We start from the raw sequence: 18,662 nt of genomic DNA, 5'->3' as shown, positions 1-18,662 counted from the left end.
ACGGATTTACACGGACACTCGGGATGGCCAAACCGCCGTCGGCCTGACCGGCGGCCCTGCCTTACGCGGGACAATGAACGCCGTGCGGTACCCCTATAAAGCCGTCGCCGATCCGTAACTCGGCGTCCCCTCGTTTTCTACGGCCTTCGTAGCCTGTTACTCCGTGTCCATCCGTGGCCACGTCCCAACTTAGCGTCGGTAGGAGGGCCGGATGAAGGGGGTTTCGCTGACAGTGACCGGCCGCTCCCGGCCGCGGACCACGGCGGTGACCTCGGTGCCCGGTTCCGTCAGCTCCGTGGCCACGTAGCCCATGGCCACGGGGGCGCCGACGCTGGGGCCAAAGCCGCCACTGGTGACCCGGCCGATCTCCCGGCCGTCGCCGTCCTGCAGGGGTGCCCCTTCCCGCACCGGCGCCCGGCCCTCGGGTCGGAGCCCGACACGACGGCGCGCAACGCCATACTGCAGCTGCCGGGCGATCACCTCGGCGCCGGGGTAACCGCCCTCGCGGCTGCCACCCGGCCTCCGCAGCTTGGAGATCGCCCAGTCCAGGCTCGCCTCCACGGGGGTGGTTTCGGTATCCATGTCGTGGCCATACAGGCACAGACCCGCCTCCAGGCGCAACGAATCCCGGGCGCCGAGCCCGATGGGCTCCACCGCGTCGAAGGCGAGCAGACGCCGGGCCAGGGTCTCGGCGGAGGCCGCGGGCACCGAGATCTCGAAGCCGTCCTCGCCGGTGTAGCCGGAACGGGTGACGAAGCACTCGATGCCGTCCACGGCCACCACCCGGGCATCCATGAACACCATCTCCGTGGTCTCCGGGGCGATCTCCGCGAGGACCGCGGCGGCCTCCGGCCCCTGGAGTGCCAGCAGGGCACGGTCCTCCAGCGGTTCCACCCAGACCTGGTCATCGAGATTGGCGCGCAGATGGGCGAGATCCGCCTCCTTGCAGGCGGCGTTGACCACCAGCTGCAGATAATCGCCGGCGTTGCAGACCATGAAGTCGTCGAGGATGCCGCCGGCTTCGTTGGTGAACAGCGTATAGCGCTGCCGCCCGGGCTTCAGGCCGATGATGTTGCCGGTGGTCAGCCCCTCCAGGGCCGCGGCGGCCTGGTCGCCGTAGAGCCGGACCTGGCCCATGTGGGAGACATCGAACAACCCGGCCCGCTCACGGGTGTGCAGGTGCTCCTTCATCACCCCCAGGGGATAACTCACCGGCATGGCGTAGCCAGCGAAGGGGACCATCGTCGCCCCCAGCTCCCGGTGCAGCGCATCCAGCGGGACCTCTCGGAGAGTATCGTCCGTCTCGCTCATGCCCGCGCCCCCTTCTTCTCCGCCGCGTCCATATAGTCTTCCATGGGCGGGCAGGCGCAGACTAGATTGCGATCCCCGTAGACGTTGTCCACCCGCCCCACCGGCGACCAGTATTTGCCGTGGCGCTGGTCGGGTAGCGGGAATACCGCCGTCTCCCGGTCATAGGGACGGTCCCACTCGCTTACCAGGTCCGCCGCGGTATGGGGCGCATGCCGCAGCGGGCTCTCGTCCACCGGGACACGCCCATCCGCCACCGCACGGATCTCCTCCCGAATGGCGATCATCGCGTCGCAGAATCGATCCAGCTCCGCCAGGGGCTCACTCTCGGTGGGCTCGATCATCAGCGTCCCCGCCACCGGGAAGGACATGGTCGGGGCGTGGAAGCCGTAGTCGATGAGGCGCTTGGCCACATCATCGACGGTCACCCCCGTCTCCTCCTTGATGGGCCGCAGGTCGATGATGCACTCGTGGGCCACCAGCCCGTCGGCGCCGGTGTAGAGCACCGGGTAGTGATCCCGCAGCCGGGCGGCGATGTAGTTCGCGTTGAGGATGGCCACGCGGGTGGCCTCGGTGAGCCCCTCCGCCCCCATGAGCCGGATATAGGCCCAGGAGATGGGCAGGATTCCGGCGCTGCCCCACGGGGCGGCCGCCACCGCCGGGGCACCGGCGTCGCTGTCGCTGTAGCGATGGCCCGGCAGATAGGGCGCCAGGTGGGCACGCACGCCGATGGGCCCGACCCCGGGGCCGCCGCCACCGTGGGGGATGCAGAAGGTCTTGTGGAGGTTGACGTGGGAGACATCGCCGCCAAAGTCCCCCGGCCGGGTCAGCCCCACCATGGCGTTGAGATTCGCCCCGTCGATATAGACCTGGCCGCCGTGCTCGTGGACGATGTCGCAGACCTCGCGCACCGTGGCCTCGAACACGCCATGGGTGGAAGGATAGGTGATCATGATCGCCGCCAGCCGCTCGCTGTGCTCGGCGGTCTTGGCGCGCAGGTCATCGATGTCGATATTGCCGTCGGCGTCGCAATGCACCACCACCACGCGCATACCGGCCATCTGCGCTGACGCCGGGTTGGTGCCGTGGGCGGAGCTGGGGATGAGACAGACATCCCGCTGGGACTCGCCGCGGTCATGGTGGTAGGCACGGATCGCGTGCAGGCCCGCGTATTCGCCCTGGGCGCCGGCATTGGGCTGCAGGGAAACCGCCTCGTAGCCGGTGATGGCGCAGAGCATGCGCTCCAGGTCCGCGAACAGCTCCCGGTAGCCCGCGGCCTGCTTGGCCGAGGCGAAGGGATGGATACCGCTGAACCCACGCCAGGAGACCGGTAACATCTCCGTGGTGGCGTTGAGCTTCATGGTGCACGAACCCAGCGGGATCATGGCCCGGTCCAGCGCCAGATCGTAATCCCCCAGCCGGCGCAGGTAACGGAGCATCTCCGTCTCGGAATGGTGGGTGTTGAACACCGGATGGGTGAGGTAGTCACTGCGTCGGGCCAGCGCCGCCGGCAGCGCCGAATCCGCCGCCCGGTCCAGGGCCTCGACATCCACGCCGTCGTCACCGGTAAAGGCGCCCAGCACCGCCGCCACGTCCTCCCGGGTAGCGGTCTCGTCCAGGGCGATACCGATCCGGCCGTCACCGAAGTCGCGGAGGTTATAACCCGCCGCATCGGCCGCCTCCAGGCAGGCGGCGGCGCGCTCCCCGGCCTCCACGGTGAGGGTGTCGAAGAAGGCCTCACCGGCAAGCCGCCAACCGGCGTCGGTGAGCCCCTGGGCCAGGGCGGCGGTGAGCCGGTGGACCCGCCACGCGATACGCTCCAGCCCCCGCGGCCCGTGGTAGACCGCGTACATCGCCGCGATCACGGCGAGCAGGGCCTGGGCCGTACAGATGTTGCTGGTAGCCTTTTCCCGGCGGATGTGCTGTTCGCGGGTCTGTAGCGCCAGCCGGTAGGCGGGATCGCCATGGCTGTCCACCGAGACCCCCACCAAGCGGCCCGGCAGCGCGCGCTTGTGCTTGTCGCGGGTCGCCATGAACGCGGCATGGGGGCCGCCGAAGAACAGCGGCACGCCGAAGCGCTGGGCGCTGCCCACTACCACGTCGGCGCCGAGCTCGCCGGGCGGGGTGAGAAGGGTGAGGGCCAGCAGGTCCGTGGCCACCACCGCAAGGGCACCGGCGTCATGGGCGGCACGGATCGCCGGCGACGGATCGACCACGGCGCCGTCGGTGCCGGGATACTGGATCAGGACACCGAAACAGCCCTCCTCCGGCAGCCCTGAGGCGGGGTCGGCGACCACCAGCTCGATCCCCAACGGCTCCGCTCGCCCCCGCAGCACGTCGATGGTCTGCGGGTGGGCGTTAGCATCGATCACGAAAACGTTGCTCTTGCTCCGACGATTCACCCGCTGGCAGAGGGTCATGGCCTCCGCCGCGGCAGTGGCCTCGTCGAGCAGGGAGGCATTGGCGATCTCCATCGCCGTGAGGTCCATGACCATGGTCTGAAAGTTGAGCAGGGCCTCCAGCCGTCCCTGGGAGATCTCCGGCTGATAGGGCGTGTACGCCGTATACCAGCCCGGGTTCTCCAGGACGTTGCGCTGGATCACCGTCGGGGTATGGGTGCCGTAGTATCCGGCCCCGATGAACGGGCGCTTGACGGTATTCCGCGCCGCCATCGCCTCGAGCTCCGCGAGCGCCTCGGCCTCGCTCACCGGGCCCTCCAGGGGCAGCGCCCGCTCCGCGCGGATATCGGCGGGGACGGCACGGTCGATCAGGGCGTCCAGGCTGTCCTTGCCGATGGCGTCCAGCATCGACTGATGCTCTGCACCACGGGGGCCGATATGACGGGCGATGAACTCGTCGTGGGCCTCCAGGGCGTCGAGGGGGGTACGGGAGTCACTCATGGCTCGCCTCGCTTGGGTCGGGACGGCGTGGCGCCGTCTAGGGCGATTGATACCCTAAAGGTAGCTGCGGATGGTTGATTTGTTAAATCAATAGTACCAATGGCGGGATAAATTTCCCAAATGCCGGCTATCCTTCCCAGTGGGCCGACATGTGGGCGACCAGTGCGCGGATGGCGTCCGTAGCATGGTCCACATCGTAGTGCAGGCGCACCCGCACCGGTGCCAGCGCCGGGAGGTGACCGGCGGAGGGAATGGCCTGCAGCCCTGGAGGGACGATGCTGCGCGCCAGCACCGTCACGCCGAGCCCGGCCAACACACCCGCGCGGATCCCTCCGAAGCTGGCACAGGTGTAGGCCACCCGCCAGCTCACCCCGGCCTCCTCGAGTCGGGCCAGGATGCGCCCGCGGTAGACGCAGCCCTCCGGGGCCACCACCAACGGCACCGGCACCTGCTCATGGGCATCGTGCCGGGGGCTCGCCACCCAGACCAGCTCCTCCGTCCACCCGCCGCCGTCGGCAGCAACGGCGCCGTCGGCATGGAGGGCGAAGACCAGATCCAGCTCGTCGCGCTCCCGCCGGGCCAGGAGCCGGGTACTCAGGTCGCAGGTGACCTCGAGGTTCACGTTGGGGTGGGCCTGGGCGAACTTGCCGAGGATGCCGGGCAGGAAGGAGCTGGCGAACTCGTTCGGAACCCCCAGCCGCACGGTGCCCGCCAGCTCGGGCTCGTGTAGGCGCCCGAGCGCCTCCCGGTTGAGGGCGAGGATACGCTGGGCGTAAGCGAGCAGGGTCTCGCCGGCGGGGGTGGGCCGGAGCTGGCGGCCATCGCGCACCAGCAGGGTTTGGCCGACCAGGGCCTCCAGCCGCTTGATCTGCAGGCTAACCGCCGGCTGCGAGCGCCCCAGTCGCTCGCCGGCCCGGGTGAACCCCTCCGATTCGGCGACCAGCACGAACGTCCGGAGCAGCTCCGTGGGGAGATAGTCCACGCGCCTCAGCCCCCGAGCAGGCGGAGCATCACCGGCAGGTAGTGATCCAAGAGCAGCAGTGCGAACAGCGCCATCAGGTAGATGATGGAGTAGCCGAAGGAGCGCATCGGCAGCGAGGGATCATCACTGACCAGCATCGCCCCGCCGTAGTACAGGTACACCGCCCCCAGGGCCATGGCACCGAGGAAGTAGACCCAGCCGCTCATACCGGTAGCGAAGGGGAGTGCGGTCACCGCCACCAGCAACAGCGTATAGAAAAGCACGTGCCAGCGCGTGAAGCGATCCCCGTGGGTCACGGGAAGCATGGGGATGTCGGCCTTCGCGTACTCCTCGCGGCGGTGGATGGCGAGTGCCCAGAAGTGGGGCGGCGTCCAGGTGAAGATAATCAGGAACAGCAGCAGCGCATGGGGATCCACCGTGCCTGTCACCGCCGTCCACCCGAGCACGGGCGGCGCGGCGCCCGCCGCCCCGCCGATGACGATGTTCTGGGGGGTCGCGCGCTTGAGGAACAGGGTATAGATCACCGCGTAGCCGAGCAGCGAGCCGAATGTCAGCGCTGCGGTCAGCGGATTGACGAAGGCATAGAGGATGCCGAGCCCGGCCGCCCCGAGCACCGCAGCGAAGGCCACGGCGTGGGGCAACCGGATGTGGCCGCTCGGCAATGGGCGGCCCCGGGTGCGTGCCATGCGTGCGTCGATGCCCCGGTCCACCAGGTGATTCACCGCGGCCGCGGAGGCCGCGGCCAGGGCGATGCCCAAGTTCCCCAGGGTGAGCGCGCGCCACGGCACGGCCCCCTCCACCGCCAGCAATTCGCCGACCACGGCGGTAAAGACCATCAGCGCCACTACCCCGGGCTTGCACAGCTCGTAGTAGTCACGCCAGTGGCGGATCAAGTGCCGGTGCGCGGGCAAATCGGTACTGGTGGCCACGGATGCGGTGTGGTTCATGACAGGCGGCTCGGATGTGCGTGGTGGTTCAAGGCGACCAGCAGCACAAGCAAAAGGGCAGCGAGCGCATTGTGCGCCACCGCCACGCCCAGGGGCAAGCTGAACTGCACATTGCTGAGCCCGAGCAGGAACTGCAGGGTCACACCGGCGCCGAGCGCGAGGCCCCCGGCGCGAGCGAAACCGCCGCGGCCCGCGAGCATCGCGGCGAGGGCGAGCAGGGCCAACAGCACGACCACCGCACCGCCACGATGGGCCAGGTGGATCGCCACCTTGGCCTCACGGCTCAGGTGCCGGCCGAACTCGTAGTCCGGGCCGATGCCGTGCCAAAGCTCGAAGCCGCCGGCGAAGTCCGCGTCGGCGGGCCATAGCTCGCCCTGGGTGCAGGCGGGCAGCTCGTTGCAGGCGAGGGCCGCGTAGTTGGCACTGGTCCAGCCACCGAGGGCGATCTGGCCGACCAGCAGCGCCGTGGCGAACACGAGGAAGCCGCGCTGCATGGGCGGCAGTTGGAGTGCCCCCGCTCCCCCCACGACGCGGAGGGTCTGCCAGGCCAGCAGGGACAGCGTCGCGAGCCCGCCAAGCAGGTGCGCCATGACGATGAATGGCTTGAGCTTCCAGGTCACCGTCCACATCCCGAGGAGCGCCTGGAACAGGATGACCGCCACCAGCAACAGCGGGATGGCCAGGGGCTGGTGCGGGTCCTGCCGGTTGCGCCAGGCCAGCAGCGCCAGAGCGAACACCAGCAGCCCCAGGGCACCGGCCACGTAGCGGTGCACCATCTCCTTCCAGCCCTTGGCCATCTCCACCGGCCGCTCGGGAAAGGCCGCGTTGGCGGCAGCAACCTCGCCCTCCCCCGCCGGCACGGTGAGGCGACCGTAGCAGCCCGGCCAGTCCGGACAGCCGAGGCCGGCGTCCGACAGGCGAACGTAGGCACCCAGCACCACCACCACCAGTGTCAACGCCGTTGCCAGCAGGGACAGGCGCAGGAATAAGCCGCGAGATCTCACCTGTTAGCCTCCGGACCGACGCTCACCGGGATACGGCGCCGGCCTTCTCCAGTTGCTGATAATCCTCCACCTCCTCCTTGGCGATCTCCAGGAGCTGCTCGGTGTCCTCCAGCAGCCCTTTGCTGTCCAGCGGCATCGGATAGGTCATCATCCGGAAGCCCAGGTAATCGACGATGAACAGCCCACGCCCGGCGGTGCCGTCGTCGGGGGTATCCTCCAGCAACCCTTCGAGCACCTTCGCCGGGGCCGTCACCTCCACCAGGGCGGGGAACCGATCCGGCGCCGGCAACCGATCGGCCCCGCGGGGCTGGAGGAGGACAACGCTCACGCGGTCCGCGTCCTGGTTTAGGGCGATGCGCGCACGGCGGAGCTCGTCGAGCATCTCGGTGCACGCCTCCGTGCAGCCGCCCGACACGGGCACCACCCAGCTCCAGTGGCCGGTGAACCATGCATCGTCCAGGGTCTCACCGCTGCGGGTGCGCCAGCCCTCGGCCGCCTGGCGGACCGGCGGCTCGACGAGCACCCCGTGGTTGGTGGTAGCTCCGGGCCGCCACCCGCTGATCACCAGCACCCAGGCGAGGATCGCGGGGCCGAAGAACACCAGCGCAAGGATGACGATCTGCCAGCGCCCGCGATGGGTGTTAACTGTGCTGCTCATGGTCCTTCCTGCGGCGCAGGTTGACGCCGATGTAAATCACCACCAGGGCGGTCGCCAGGGCGAACCACTGCACGGCATACCCGTGGTGCCGCTCCGGGCCGAAGCGCATCCCCTCCGGCCGCGCCTCCGCCGCCCCGGCACCGGTGCGCAGCAGATAGTGCGGCACGGCATAGGGCAGCGCCTCGTCCATGGCCTCGAAATCCAAGTACTGCACCCGCCGCGGCCAGCCGCCATCGCCGGCATAGGCGGGCCCCATCCGAAGGCCCACCGACGGCCCCTTGCCCAACCGCCCGGTGACCTCCCGCTCCCCACTATCCACCCGGGTATCGGGCAGATGCCGACGACTCGCCGGCGCCGCCACCCACCCCCGGTCCACGAGTATCGCCTCGTGCCCGCCCTCAAGGCGCAACGGGGTGATGATCCGGTAGCCAAGCACGCCATCGCGCACCTGGTTCTCAAGCAGGAACTGGCGCTCACCGTCGAAGCGGCCGCGCGCCCCGGCGAGCCGGAACCGCGCGTCGTCGGCGGTGGGGAGGCCGGCGTTGAGGTCCACCGCCGGGGCCTCGGCGGCCGCCTGTCGGGCCTCGATGATCTCCCGCTTCTGGTCCGCCCGGTCGAGCTGCCAAAACCCGAGACCGAGCAACACAGGCAACAGCAATGCCGTGACGAGGCTCGGCAGCAGCCGCGGGCGGAAGGCGAGACGGCGCCGGCTCACGCCGGCTTCCGCCCCTTCCCGCACGGTCGCGTACAATGGGGGCCATACCACCCAGTGACGCGGCGAGAATATCCGATGACTCTATTGATCAAGGCGGGAATCGTCATCACCCTGCTGGCGATCATTGCCAGCCTTGGTTCGGGACTGTTCTTCCTCGTTCAGGACCGCAGCCAAAGCCGTCGTACCCTGAACGCACTGACCGTGCGGATCAGCCTCTCCGTGGTGCTGTTCGCGCTCATCCTCCTGGCACTGTTCACGGGCGTGCTACAGCCGAACGCGAGCCCGCTGTCCTAACGGGCCCGCACCCTCAGTGCCGCCGTCTACAGGATGTAGACGAAGATGAAGAGCCCTAGCCAGACCACGTCCACGAAGTGCCAGTACCAGGCCACACCCTCGAAGCCGAAGTGGTTATCGGCGCTGAAATGGCCCCGCATACAGCGCAACGTGATCACTACCAGCATGATCGTTCCCATGATCACGTGAGCGCCGTGGAATCCGGTGAGCATGAAGAAGGTGGAGCCGTAGATACCGGTATCGAGCTGCAGGTTGAGGTGGGTCCAGGCCTCGTAATACTCATAGCCCTGCAGCAGGATGAAGGCGGTGCCGAGGGCCACCGTCGCCCACATCCCCGCGACGAGCTTGCCGCGCTCGCCGGCCTTGAGGGCATGATGGGCGATGGTCAGGGTCACCCCCGAGGTGAGGAGGATAATCGTGTTGATGGTGGGTAGCGGCCATGGGCCCATGGGACGGAACTCGAGATCCGTCATCCCCGGTCCCGCGGTGGGCCAACTCAGCACCACGGAGTCCCACAGGAACTTGCTGGTGGCCGGGTCCTCGCCGCTCAGCCACGGCACCGAGAGCAACCGCGCATAGAACAGGGCGCCGAAGAAGGCGCCGAAGAACATCACCTCCGAGAAGATGAACCAAATCATCCCCCAACGGAAGGAGATATCCACCTGGTCGCTGTATAACCCGGACAGGCCCTCCCGGATGACGCTGCCGAACCAGCCGAAGAACACCACCAGCATAATGGCGGTACCGAGGCCCAACACATAGCCGCCCCAGTCAAGGCCCTGCAGGAAACCACCCGCGCCCGTGCCCATGGCCAGCAGGCCGATGCTGGCGACGAACGGCCAGTAGCTGTATTCGGGGACGTAGTACCCCCCACCCTCTGCGTGTGCCATCTACCCTTCCTCTCCCGCGTTCACGGGGACCCGGTCACATGTTGGACACGAAGGTCCCGATGTAGAAGCCGAGCACCAGCAGGACCAGGACTACCACCGTGATCCAGATCCCCCGCCGGCGCTCCTTATGTCGTTGACTCTGCGTCATTGCCAACCCATGGGGTCCGCCGTTCAGCGGACCTCCGGCGGCGTGTCGAAGGTGTGGTGCGGCGCCGGCGACGGCACCTCCCATTCCAGCCCCTCAGCGCCCTCCCAGCAGCGGGCTCCGGCCTTCTCACCGACGCCGTTCATGCAGCGGATCACGATATAGGCGAACAGCACCTGCGAGAGCCCGAAGCCGAAGGCGCCGATACTGGAGACCATGTTCCAGTCCGTGAACTGCACGGAGTAATCCGGGATACGCCGCGGCATGCCGGCCAGTCCGAGGAAGTGCTGCGGGAAGAACAGCAGGTTGACGAAGACCACCGACAACCAGAAGTGCCACTGGCCGAGGCGCTCGTCGTACATCACGCCGGTCCACTTCGGCAGCCAGTAGTAGACCGCGGCGATGATGGAGAACAGCGCGCCCGTGACGAGCACATAGTGGAAGTGCGCCACCACGAAGTAGGTGTCGTGGTACTGGAAGTCCGCCGGGGCGATGGCGAGCATCAGGCCCGAGAAGCCGCCGATGGTGAACAGGATGATGAAGCCCAGGGCGAAGAGCATGGGCGTCTCGAAGGTCATCGCCCCACGCCACATGGTCGCCACCCAGTTGAACACCTTCACCCCCGTCGGTACCGCGATCAGCATGGTCGCGTACATGAAGAACAGCTCACCGGCGAGCGGGATGCCCACGGTGAACATATGGTGGGCCCAGACGATGAAGGACAGGAACGCGATGGACGCCGTCGCATAGACCATGGAGGCATAGCCGAACAGCGGCTTGCGCGCGAACGTCGGCACGATCTGCGAGACGATGCCGAACGCCGGCAGGATCATGATGTAGACCTCGGGGTGCCCGAAGAACCAGAAGATATGCTGATAGAGCACCGGGTCACCACCGCCGGCGGCGCTGAAGAAGGTGGTGCCGAAGAACTGATCGGTGAGCAGCATGGTGATGGCCCCGGCCAGCACGGGCATCACGGCGATCAGCAGGAAGGCGGTGATCAGCCAGGTCCACACGAACATCGGCATCTTCATCAGCGTCATCCCCGGGGCGCGCATGTTAAGCACCGTGGCGATGACGTTGATCGCGCCCATGATCGAGCTGATACCCAGGATGTGGATGCCGAAGATCAGGAACGGAAAGGCCTGCCCCGTCTGCAGCACCAGCGGGGGATACATGGTCCAGCCGCCGGCGGGGGCGCCGCCGGGCATCAGCAGCGTGGAGGCGAGGATCAGCAGACCCACCGGCAGCAGCCAGAAGCTGAAGTTGTTCATGCGCGGCAGCGCCATGTCCGGCGCCCCGACCATCATCGGGACCATCCAGTTGGCCAGACCGACGAAGGCCGGCATCACCGCCCCGAAGATCATGATCAGCCCATGCATGGTGGTCATCTGGTTGAAGAAATAGGGATCAACCACCTGCATGCCCGGCTGGAACAGCTCCGCGCGGATCACCATGGCCATGGCCCCACCCACGAACAGCGCGATCAGCGCCGTCACCAAGTAGAGGGTGCCGATATCCTTGTGATTGGTGGACATCAGCCAGCGGCGAATGAATCCCTGGCTGTGCTCGTGTCCGTGTGCCACGTCGTGTGAAGTCACACTCATGGGGGCTTCCTCCTAAGCGATCAGTCGTTACCGCGCGGCAACCAGGGTTTCATCGGAGCCGGTGGCGTCCGCGGCCGCCTGCTCGCCGGCCGTGCCACCGTTCTTGCGCTCCTCGAGCCAGCGCTCGAACTCTTCAGGCTCCACCGCCTCCACCACCACGGGCATGAAGCCGTGATCCCGGCCGCAGAGCTCGGCGCACTTACCCCGGTACACGCCCGGCTCCTTGATCTCCGTCCAGGTCTCGTTGATGTAGCCGGGGATGGCGTCCTTCTTCCAACCGAGCTCCGGCACCCACCAAGAGTGGATCACGTCGGCGGCGGTGATCATGAACCGGATCTTGGTATCCGTGGGCACCACCAACCGGTTATCCACCTCGAGGAGATAATTCTCCACGCTGGCAGGGTCGACCCCGGAACCCACCTGGCGGGCGCGGTCGCTCTCCGAATCCAGGGAACTCAGGAACTGTATGCCCTCGTCCATGTACTCATAGCCCCACTTCCACTGATAGCCGGTGACCTTGATGGTCATCTCGGCCTCCGAGGTATCTTCCATTTCGATGAGCACCCCGGTGGCCGGGACGGCCATGGCGACGAGGATGAGCAGCGGTATCACCGTCCACACGATCTCCACCGCGGTATTGTGGTGGAACTTCGCGGGCCGGGCGCCCCGGGACTTCCGATGCATGTATATGGAGTAGAAGATGGCCCCGAAGACCAGGATCCCGATCACCACGCTGATCCAGAAGATGGTCATGTGCAGGCCGTAGACGCTCTCGCTGGTCTCGGTCACGCCCCGGGGCATGTTCAGGGCCCAGTCGGCGAACACCGGCGGTGCTGCGGAAAGCAGCCCCAGGGACAGCGCGCCGCGGCCCCAGGCATTCCGTTTGTTTCGAATCATCCCCTACTCTCTCCCGAATGGATGGTCACCGGCCTCGCGCTCAGGCGGCCGGACGAATCCCCGCGCTGGCCACCGGGCCAATGCACCGGCGCAGCTGCCGGGCCAGGTTCCTGCGATCGTCCTCGAGGAGGAAGCTGCCAAGCTCGACGCGCTCACCGCCACAGCGGACGAACAGGCGCGGCGCCCCCGGCCGGCGCCCCGTATCCTCCAGCCAGACCTCACTGAAGTAGCGATCCAGCCGCCATTGCGACTCCGGGCGGCGGCGTCCCTTTTCGATGCGCACCCAGGTATCCCCCACAGTCACCACCTCAGTGTCCAGCTCGCGCCGTGCGGAGACATACAGCGCCCAGCCGAGCGCCGAGAGCTCCAGTCCTGCGAAGGGCAGGATCGGCCAAAAGCCGAGCCATGTGAACACCAGCGCGACACCAAGGGCCACGATCACGATCACCGCGAAGCAGCGCACCGTCTCCGGCCAGTGTCCGCCGAATGCCGGCCGGAGCACAAACCGGTAGGTCCCTTCCTCCGGGCCCGGACCCGCGCTCACACTCATCGATGATACCTCGTGCCGCCTCCCGCAGGAGCGGCCCCGCCGCAGGCCGCCGTGTATTCTAGGGGAATCGCAGGGGCGCGCAAGCGGGTGCTCCCCGCCAATTCTCTTCGTTGCCATGATCTCAATCAAGTCGGATGCGGCTCATGGCGACGCCGTAGCGGCCTGCGCACGCTCACCGGGGCGGAAGATCTCGCCCGTGCCCCAGGCGTGTCCATAGATGATCTCGTAGGTGGCGGCGATCCGGTCCGAGCCGTCCGCAGCGCCGCGCGGGTAGGCCGCGTACATCGCCTGCAGCCGCCGCGGCGTGGTCAGTCCCCGCGGACGCGCGCTGGCAATGGCGTGGGAGCCCGTGTCGCGGAGCTCATGGAGCAACGCCTCCGGGCCGGCGTAGGTCAGGGTAAGGCGTTCCATGTCCATGACCGGCTCCGCGAGCCGCGCCCGGGCCATGGCATCGCCGATATCATGCATATCCACGAAGGTGTTGACCCGGGTGCTGCCGTCCACCGCCGCCCAGGCATCCCGGAGCTCGGCGAGCGTGTCCGGGCCAAAGGCGGTAAACATGAGCACACCCCCCGGCCGAAGCACCCGGCGGATATCGGCAAATGCCGCCGCGAGATCCGTCACCCAGTGCAATGCCAGGTTGGAGAAGACGATGTCGAAGCTCTCCGTGGCCAGCGGCAGGGCCTCGGCACGGCCGGCCACCGTACGCAGACGCCGCCAACGCGGGGCCCGGCGGCGGGCACTGCGGAGCATGGCGAGGGCGGGGTCCAGCGCGGTGAACCGCGCGCGCCGGTAACGCTCCATCAGCAGCCGCGTCGTCGTGCCGGTGCCCGCCCCGATATCCAGCACCGCGGTTGGTTCAACGCGCAGCAGCTCGAAGCGCTCCACCAGTCGCCGCCCCACCTCCTGCTGCAGTGCCGCGGCCTCGTCATAGGTGGCCGCGGCCCGCTCGAAGGCCGCGGGGCGCACCCGAACATCCTGCCCTTCCGCCATGTCACCCCTGTCTGCCGGTGGACAACAGACGGTCATCCTACCGTATGATCGGGTCATGGACAGGAACGGAATCCTGGGACGGGTGGGTGGCCGCCTTGCCGCGACCCTCCTTGCCCCCCGCTGCCGTCTCTGCGGCGAGCCCCCGGAACAGGACCCGGAGCTCTGTGCCGCCTGCCGCCGCTCCCTGCCCTGGCTGGAGCGACCCTGCCGGCGCTGCGGCCTGCCGTTACGGGCGTGGGAACGGGACACCTGCGACGGCTGCCGTCGAGCGCCACCACCGTGGGCCACGCTCGTGGCGCCCTTTGCCTATTCCGAACCGGTATCCGGTATGATCCACGCCTTCAAGCACCATGGGGACCTGGCCGCCGGACGGCTGCTCGCCGACTTCCTGGCGCTGTGTCTGCCGGCCTGGAGCGATGCCGAGCTGCTGCCGGTGCCCCTCGCCCGCCGCCGGCTGCGCGAGCGCGGCTTCAACCAGGCCAGCGAGATCGCGCGCCACCTCGGCCTGCCGGTGCGGCACGGATGCCTGCAACGTGTCAGCGAGGGCCCGCACCAGCAGGACCTCGGCGCAGCGGAGCGACAACGCAACGTCCGCGGACGTTTCGCCCTGCGCCGGCCACCACCGGCGGGGGCGGTGATCATCGTCGACGACGTGGTCACCACCGGCGCCACGGTGACCGCCTTGGCACGGCTGCTTCGGCAGGCCGGGGCAGGTCCTATAGGGGTGTGCGCCCTGGCGCGCACCCTCCCCGCCGGCCCTGGCCCCGCCCCCTAGCACGTGCCAGAATACCGCCACCTGAGACCAGGAGACCCGCTTGCCAGGCGCCCACAATTGGCGACCCATCGGTGCTCCGCCCGGAGGGCGGCTTCCGCCTGTGTTACGCCAGTGGATCGAGACACCGGGGTCGCTGACCGCGCGCATGCGTCGCCGTTGTGGCAGCGGCTTCCATGTAGTGGTGCTCGGCGAGCACTGGGGTCGTCCCTGGCGGGATGAGGCCATGCGTCTGGGGATCAGGACGGGCCGCCACACATGGATCCGGGAGGTCCTGCTGTGTAACGGCGCCGAGCCCTGGATCTACGCCCGTAGCGTAATCCCGCCGGAGACCCTGGCCGGACCGCTGCGGCGCCTGCGCCGGTTGGGACGTACACCCCTGGGGCGTGTCCTATTCGGCCGCTATCCCATCCGGCGCGGGCCCATCGAGGTGGCCCGCCTCGGCACGGCCGATGGCCTCTGCCGGCGGGCCTTGGAACAGGCCGGCGTACGGCCACGATGGGCCCGACGCTCGGTGTTCCGCGCCGGTGATCGGGCGCTGCTGGTCAGCGAGGCATTCCTGCCACCCTTGCGAGAGCACAGCGACGACGAAGCGAGACCATGGCAGTAGACACGGAAGAAGACCTTCCCCCCTGGCTCGTCCGGCTCGGCGACTACGCCCGCCTGGCCCGGCTGAACCGGCCCATCGGCAACTTCCTGCTGCTCTGGCCGATGCTCTGGGCGCTGTGGCTCGCCGCCAACGGGCCACCCCGGCCAGAGGTGCTGGCGGTCTTCATCGCCGGCGTGCTCGTGATGCGCGCCGCCGGCTGTGTGATCAACGACTACGCCGACCGCGACTTCGACGGCCACGTAAAACGCACCCGCGAGCGCCCCCTCGCCACCGGCCGGGTCACCGAGCGGGGGGCGCTGACGCTGTTCGTGCTGCTCTGCCTGGTGGCCTTCGCCCTGGTACTGACCATGAACGCGTTCACCATCGCAATGGCCCTGCCGGCGGTGGTGTTGGCGGCGAGCTATCCGTTTGGCAAGCGCTACACGCATTTCCCCCAGGTGCATCTCGGTGCCGCCTTCGGCTGGGCGGTACCCATGGCATTCACCGCCCAGACCAACACCCTGCCACCGCTGGCCTGGCTGGTATTCCTCATCGCCGTGATCTGGGCCACCATCTACGACACCGAGTACGCGATGGTGGACCGCGACGACGACCTGCGCATCGGCATCAAGTCCACCGCCATCCTCTTCGGCGGGCAGGACCGGCTCATCATCGGCGTCCTCCAGGTGGTGATGACCGTGGCACTGCTCGGCCTCGGGGTCGCCGCCGGGCTCTCGGCCATCTACTACGCGGCGGTGCTCGTCGGGGCCGCGATGTTCGCCTACCAGCACTGGCTGATTCGGGACCGCGAGCGCGGCCCCTGCTTTCAGGCGTTCCTGAACAACAACTGGTACGGCGGCGCCATCTTCCTGGGGATCGTCCTTCACTATACCTATGCGGTATAGGCCGGCTCAGGCCTGGGCGTAGCGCTCCCCCTCGCCCACCCAGCGCTCGATGAGGGCAGCGACGGTTTCGGGTTCGTCGTGGAACAGCCGCCCTGCCTCGTGCCGGACATCGTCCAGGAGGTCGCGGTCCCGGGCGAGGTCGGCGATGCGGTACTCCATGGCGCCGGTCTGGCGGGTGCCGAGCAGCTCGCCGGGCCCGCGGATGGCCAGGTCGCGCTCGGCGATGCGGAACCCGTCGTTGCTCTCGCGCAGGACCCCGAGCCGTGCCCGGGCCGTCTCCGAGAGGGGACCGTGGTACAGGAGCACGCAGCTGCTCGCCGCTGTGCCACGACCCACGCGCCCGCGCAGCTGGTGCAGCTGGGCCAGTCCCAGCCGCTCCGGATTCTCGATGATCATGAGCGAGGCGTTGGGGACATCCACCCCCACCTCGATCACCGTGGTCGCCACCAGCACCTCCAGCTCGCCGTCCTCGAAGGCGCGCATCACCGCCTCCTTGTCGGCGCCACCGAGGCGGCCGTGCACCAGGCCCACGCGCAAATCCGGCAATGCCTCCTGGAGGTGGCGGGCCCGCTCCTCGGCGGCCTGGGCCTCCAGGGCCTCGGATTCCTCCACCAGCGTACACACCCAGTAGGCCTGGCGCCCCTGGGCACAGGCGGCGCGCACCCGTTCGATCACCTCGTCACGGCGTGCTGCGGGGATGGCCACGGTGGTTACGGGCTGGCGACCCGGCGGGAGCGCGTCGATCACCGAGACGTCCAGGTCAGCATAGGCGGTCATGGCCAGCGTCCGGGGGATGGGGGTGGCGGTCATGATCAGCTGGTGGGGCTGTACGGCCCCGTCCGCCCCCTTGTCCCGGAGCGCCAGTCGCTGGTGGACCCCGAAGCGGTGCTGCTCGTCGATCACTGCCAGGCCGAGGCGGGTGAAGGCCACCTCCGGCTGGAACAGCGCGTGGGTGCCCACCGCCACCCGGGTCCCCCCACTGGCCAGCCGGGCGAGGGCCTCACGCCGCCGCGCCCCCGAGAGCCGGCCGGAGAAATGATCGACAGTGACGCCCAGCGGCGCGAGCCATTCGCGAAAGGCGCGCAGATGCTGCTCGGCGAGCAGCTCCGTGGGCGCCATCACCGCCGCCTGCCAGTCGGCCTCCACCGCGGCCAGGGCCGCCAGGGCGGCGACCACGGTCTTCCCCGAGCCCACGTCTCCCTGCACCAGCCGGAGCATGGCCCGATCCTGCCCGAGATCCCCCAGCACCTCATCGAGCACCCGCTCCTGGGCCGCGGTGAGGCGGAAGGGGAGGCGCTCGCGCAGCGCACCGGCGAGGCGACCGTCACCGCGGAGGACCGGCGCAGGCAGCGCCTGGCGATGGGCGTGGCGCAGCCGCAGCAGGCTCAGGCGATGGGCGAGCAGCTCCTCGAAGACCAGTCGCCGGACCGCAGGGTGGCGCCCCTCGGTGAGCGATTCCACCGCTACGTCCGGCGGCGGGTGATGGATCACCGCGAGGGCCCCGTGGAGATCGGGGAGCCCCAACGGTCGCCGGATATGCTCGCCCAGCAGCTCCGGGAGCTCATGCTCGCCAAGGGACAGCGCCTCGCCGACCAGCCGGCGCAATGTCGGCTGGGTGAGCCCTTCCGTGGCCGGGTACACGGGGGTCAGCCCCTCGGCCACCGGCTCCGGGGCATCGCCGTCCACCACCTCCCACTCCGGGTGGACCAACTGCATCCCGGCCATTCCCGGCCGGGCCTCGCCGAAGGCCCGCACCCGCGTGCCGGCCTGCAGGCGACGCTGCCAGGCCGCATAGAAATGGAAGAAGACCAGCTCCAGCGACCCGGTGGCGTCGGCGAGCCGACAGACCAGCCGCCGGCGCCGGCCCGGCACCACCGAAGACTGGAGCACCCTGCCCTCCACCAGCCGCGCCTCACCGGGGCGCAGCTCGGCGATGGGGACCACCCGGGTGCGATCCTCGTAGCGCAGCGGCAGGTGGAAGAGCAGATCCGCGACCCGGTGGATGCCCAGCCGGGCCAGCCGTTCGCCCTGCCGCCGCCCGACCCGCGGCAGCGCGGTCACCGGCCGTGCCAGCGCCCCGGCCGCCGCCATCCCGGTTCAGCCGGCCAGGCTCAGTACGGCCTCCATCTCCACCTGCGCCCCCTTGGGGAGGGCGGCGACGCCGATGGCGGCCCGCGCGGGATAGGGCTCGGAGAAATGCTCGGTCATCAGCTCGTTGACCGTGGCGAAGTTGCCCAGATCGGTAAGGTAGATGTTGAGCTTCGCGATGTCGGCCAGATCACCACCGGCGCCACGGCACACCGCCCGCAAATTGGCGAACACCTGGCGGGCCTGGGCCTCGAAGCCGCCCCCCACCAGCTCCATGGTCTGCGGATCCAGCGGTATCTGCCCGGAGAGGTAGACCACATCGCCGATGCGCACCGCCTGGGAATAGGGACCGATGGCCGCAGGGGCCTCGTCGGTATGGATGATCTCTCGTGACATCGCTTGCTCCGAAGGATGGTTC

At 68.7% G+C, this 18,662-nt stretch carries 18 protein-coding genes; 4 read left to right on the top strand and 14 right to left on the bottom strand.

The features are described 5' to 3' along the window. Positions 1–189 precede the first annotated feature (189 nt). The 7 genes from gcvT to ACQ754_RS07645 all read right to left on the bottom strand — a co-directional run bounded on the left by gcvT (position 190) and on the right by ACQ754_RS07645 (position 8,514). Positions 190–1,311, bottom strand: coding sequence for a glycine cleavage system aminomethyltransferase GcvT (gene gcvT / locus ACQ754_RS07675; RefSeq protein ID WP_440996419.1), 1,122 nt, complete (start codon positions 1,309–1,311; stop codon positions 190–192). Beyond that, entirely contained in the window at positions 1,308–4,208 is a 2,901-nt protein-coding gene (gene gcvP, locus ACQ754_RS07670; RefSeq protein ID WP_440996418.1) for an aminomethyl-transferring glycine dehydrogenase, read from the bottom strand. Before gcvP ends, gcvT begins: the two co-directional genes overlap by 4 nt. Positions 4,209–4,335: 127 nt before the next feature. After that, positions 4,336–5,190: a LysR substrate-binding domain-containing protein gene (locus ACQ754_RS07665; protein WP_440996417.1), complete on the bottom strand. Its 855-nt coding sequence runs from the start codon at positions 5,188–5,190 to the stop codon at positions 4,336–4,338. A gap of 5 nt (positions 5,191–5,195) precedes the next feature. Then, positions 5,196–6,137 (bottom strand): heme o synthase, encoded by a 942-nt coding sequence (gene cyoE, locus ACQ754_RS07660; protein ID WP_440996416.1) that lies wholly within the window; start codon positions 6,135–6,137, stop codon positions 5,196–5,198. Further along, positions 6,134–7,141 carry a COX15/CtaA family protein gene (locus ACQ754_RS07655; protein ID WP_440996415.1) on the bottom strand — a complete coding sequence of 336 codons (1,008 nt, stop codon included), beginning with the start codon at positions 7,139–7,141 and terminating at the stop codon, positions 6,134–6,136. The genes cyoE and ACQ754_RS07655 overlap by 4 nt, the downstream gene beginning before the upstream one ends. A 22-nt stretch (positions 7,142–7,163) precedes the next feature. Beyond that, entirely contained in the window at positions 7,164–7,799 is a 636-nt protein-coding gene (locus ACQ754_RS07650; RefSeq protein ID WP_440996414.1) for a hypothetical protein, read from the bottom strand. After that, positions 7,783–8,514, bottom strand: a complete 732-nt coding sequence (locus tag ACQ754_RS07645) for an SURF1 family protein (protein WP_440996413.1) — start codon at positions 8,512–8,514, stop codon at positions 7,783–7,785. Before ACQ754_RS07645 ends, ACQ754_RS07650 begins: the two co-directional genes overlap by 17 nt. Positions 8,515–8,589: 75 nt before the next feature. On the opposite strand from ACQ754_RS07645, the gene ACQ754_RS07640 reads away from it, so the two are divergent. Next, complete coding sequence (locus ACQ754_RS07640) at positions 8,590–8,808, top strand: twin transmembrane helix small protein (RefSeq protein ID WP_440996412.1); 219 nt, start codon at positions 8,590–8,592, stop codon at positions 8,806–8,808. A gap of 26 nt (positions 8,809–8,834) precedes the next feature. Here the strand turns inward: ACQ754_RS07640 and ACQ754_RS07635 are convergent, their stop codons facing one another. From ACQ754_RS07635 to bioC, 5 genes are all read right to left on the bottom strand, one after another. After that, positions 8,835–9,698 carry a cytochrome c oxidase subunit 3 gene (locus tag ACQ754_RS07635; protein WP_440996411.1) on the bottom strand — a complete coding sequence of 288 codons (864 nt, stop codon included), beginning with the start codon at positions 9,696–9,698 and terminating at the stop codon, positions 8,835–8,837. Positions 9,699–9,869: 171 nt separating this feature from the next. Further along, entirely contained in the window at positions 9,870–11,450 is a 1,581-nt protein-coding gene (gene ctaD, locus ACQ754_RS07630; protein ID WP_440996410.1) for a cytochrome c oxidase subunit I, read from the bottom strand. Positions 11,451–11,477: 27 nt separating this feature from the next. Beyond that, positions 11,478–12,347, bottom strand: a complete 870-nt coding sequence (gene coxB / locus ACQ754_RS07625; protein WP_440996409.1) for a cytochrome c oxidase subunit II — start codon at positions 12,345–12,347, stop codon at positions 11,478–11,480. Positions 12,348–12,387: 40 nt separating this feature from the next. After that, positions 12,388–12,897: a DUF2244 domain-containing protein gene (locus tag ACQ754_RS07620; protein ID WP_440996408.1), complete on the bottom strand. Its 510-nt coding sequence runs from the start codon at positions 12,895–12,897 to the stop codon at positions 12,388–12,390. Positions 12,898–13,038: 141 nt separating this feature from the next. After that, a complete protein-coding gene (bioC, locus tag ACQ754_RS07615) occupies positions 13,039–13,890 on the bottom strand; it encodes a malonyl-ACP O-methyltransferase BioC (protein ID WP_440996407.1) in 852 nt (283 codons plus the stop codon). A gap of 55 nt (positions 13,891–13,945) precedes the next feature. On the opposite strand from bioC, the gene ACQ754_RS07610 reads away from it, so the two are divergent. The 3 genes from ACQ754_RS07610 (at position 13,946) to ubiA (ending at position 16,156) form a co-directional block, all read left to right on the top strand. Then, positions 13,946–14,665 carry a double zinc ribbon domain-containing protein gene (locus tag ACQ754_RS07610; protein ID WP_440996406.1) on the top strand — a complete coding sequence of 240 codons (720 nt, stop codon included), beginning with the start codon at positions 13,946–13,948 and terminating at the stop codon, positions 14,663–14,665. Between the two features lie 100 nt (positions 14,666–14,765). After that, positions 14,766–15,272 (top strand): chorismate--pyruvate lyase family protein, encoded by a 507-nt coding sequence (locus ACQ754_RS07605; RefSeq protein WP_440996405.1) that lies wholly within the window; start codon positions 14,766–14,768, stop codon positions 15,270–15,272. Further along, on the top strand, positions 15,263–16,156 hold the full coding sequence (ubiA, locus tag ACQ754_RS07600; RefSeq protein WP_440996404.1) for a 4-hydroxybenzoate octaprenyltransferase: 894 nt from the start codon (positions 15,263–15,265) through the stop codon (positions 16,154–16,156). Before ACQ754_RS07605 ends, ubiA begins: the two co-directional genes overlap by 10 nt. Positions 16,157–16,162: 6 nt before the next feature. Here ubiA and recG read toward each other — a convergent pair whose 3' ends face one another. After that, positions 16,163–18,247 carry an ATP-dependent DNA helicase RecG gene (gene recG / locus ACQ754_RS07595; RefSeq protein ID WP_440996403.1) on the bottom strand — a complete coding sequence of 695 codons (2,085 nt, stop codon included), beginning with the start codon at positions 18,245–18,247 and terminating at the stop codon, positions 16,163–16,165. A 6-nt stretch (positions 18,248–18,253) separates the two neighbouring features. Further along, entirely contained in the window at positions 18,254–18,640 is a 387-nt protein-coding gene (locus tag ACQ754_RS07590) for a RidA family protein (protein WP_440996402.1), read from the bottom strand. Positions 18,641–18,662 lie beyond the last annotated feature (22 nt).

Source organism: Arhodomonas sp. SL1, from assembly GCF_052060015.1.
Lineage (GTDB): Bacteria > Pseudomonadota > Gammaproteobacteria > Nitrococcales > Nitrococcaceae > Arhodomonas.
This window is presented reverse-complemented; position numbering and strand designations above follow the sequence as displayed.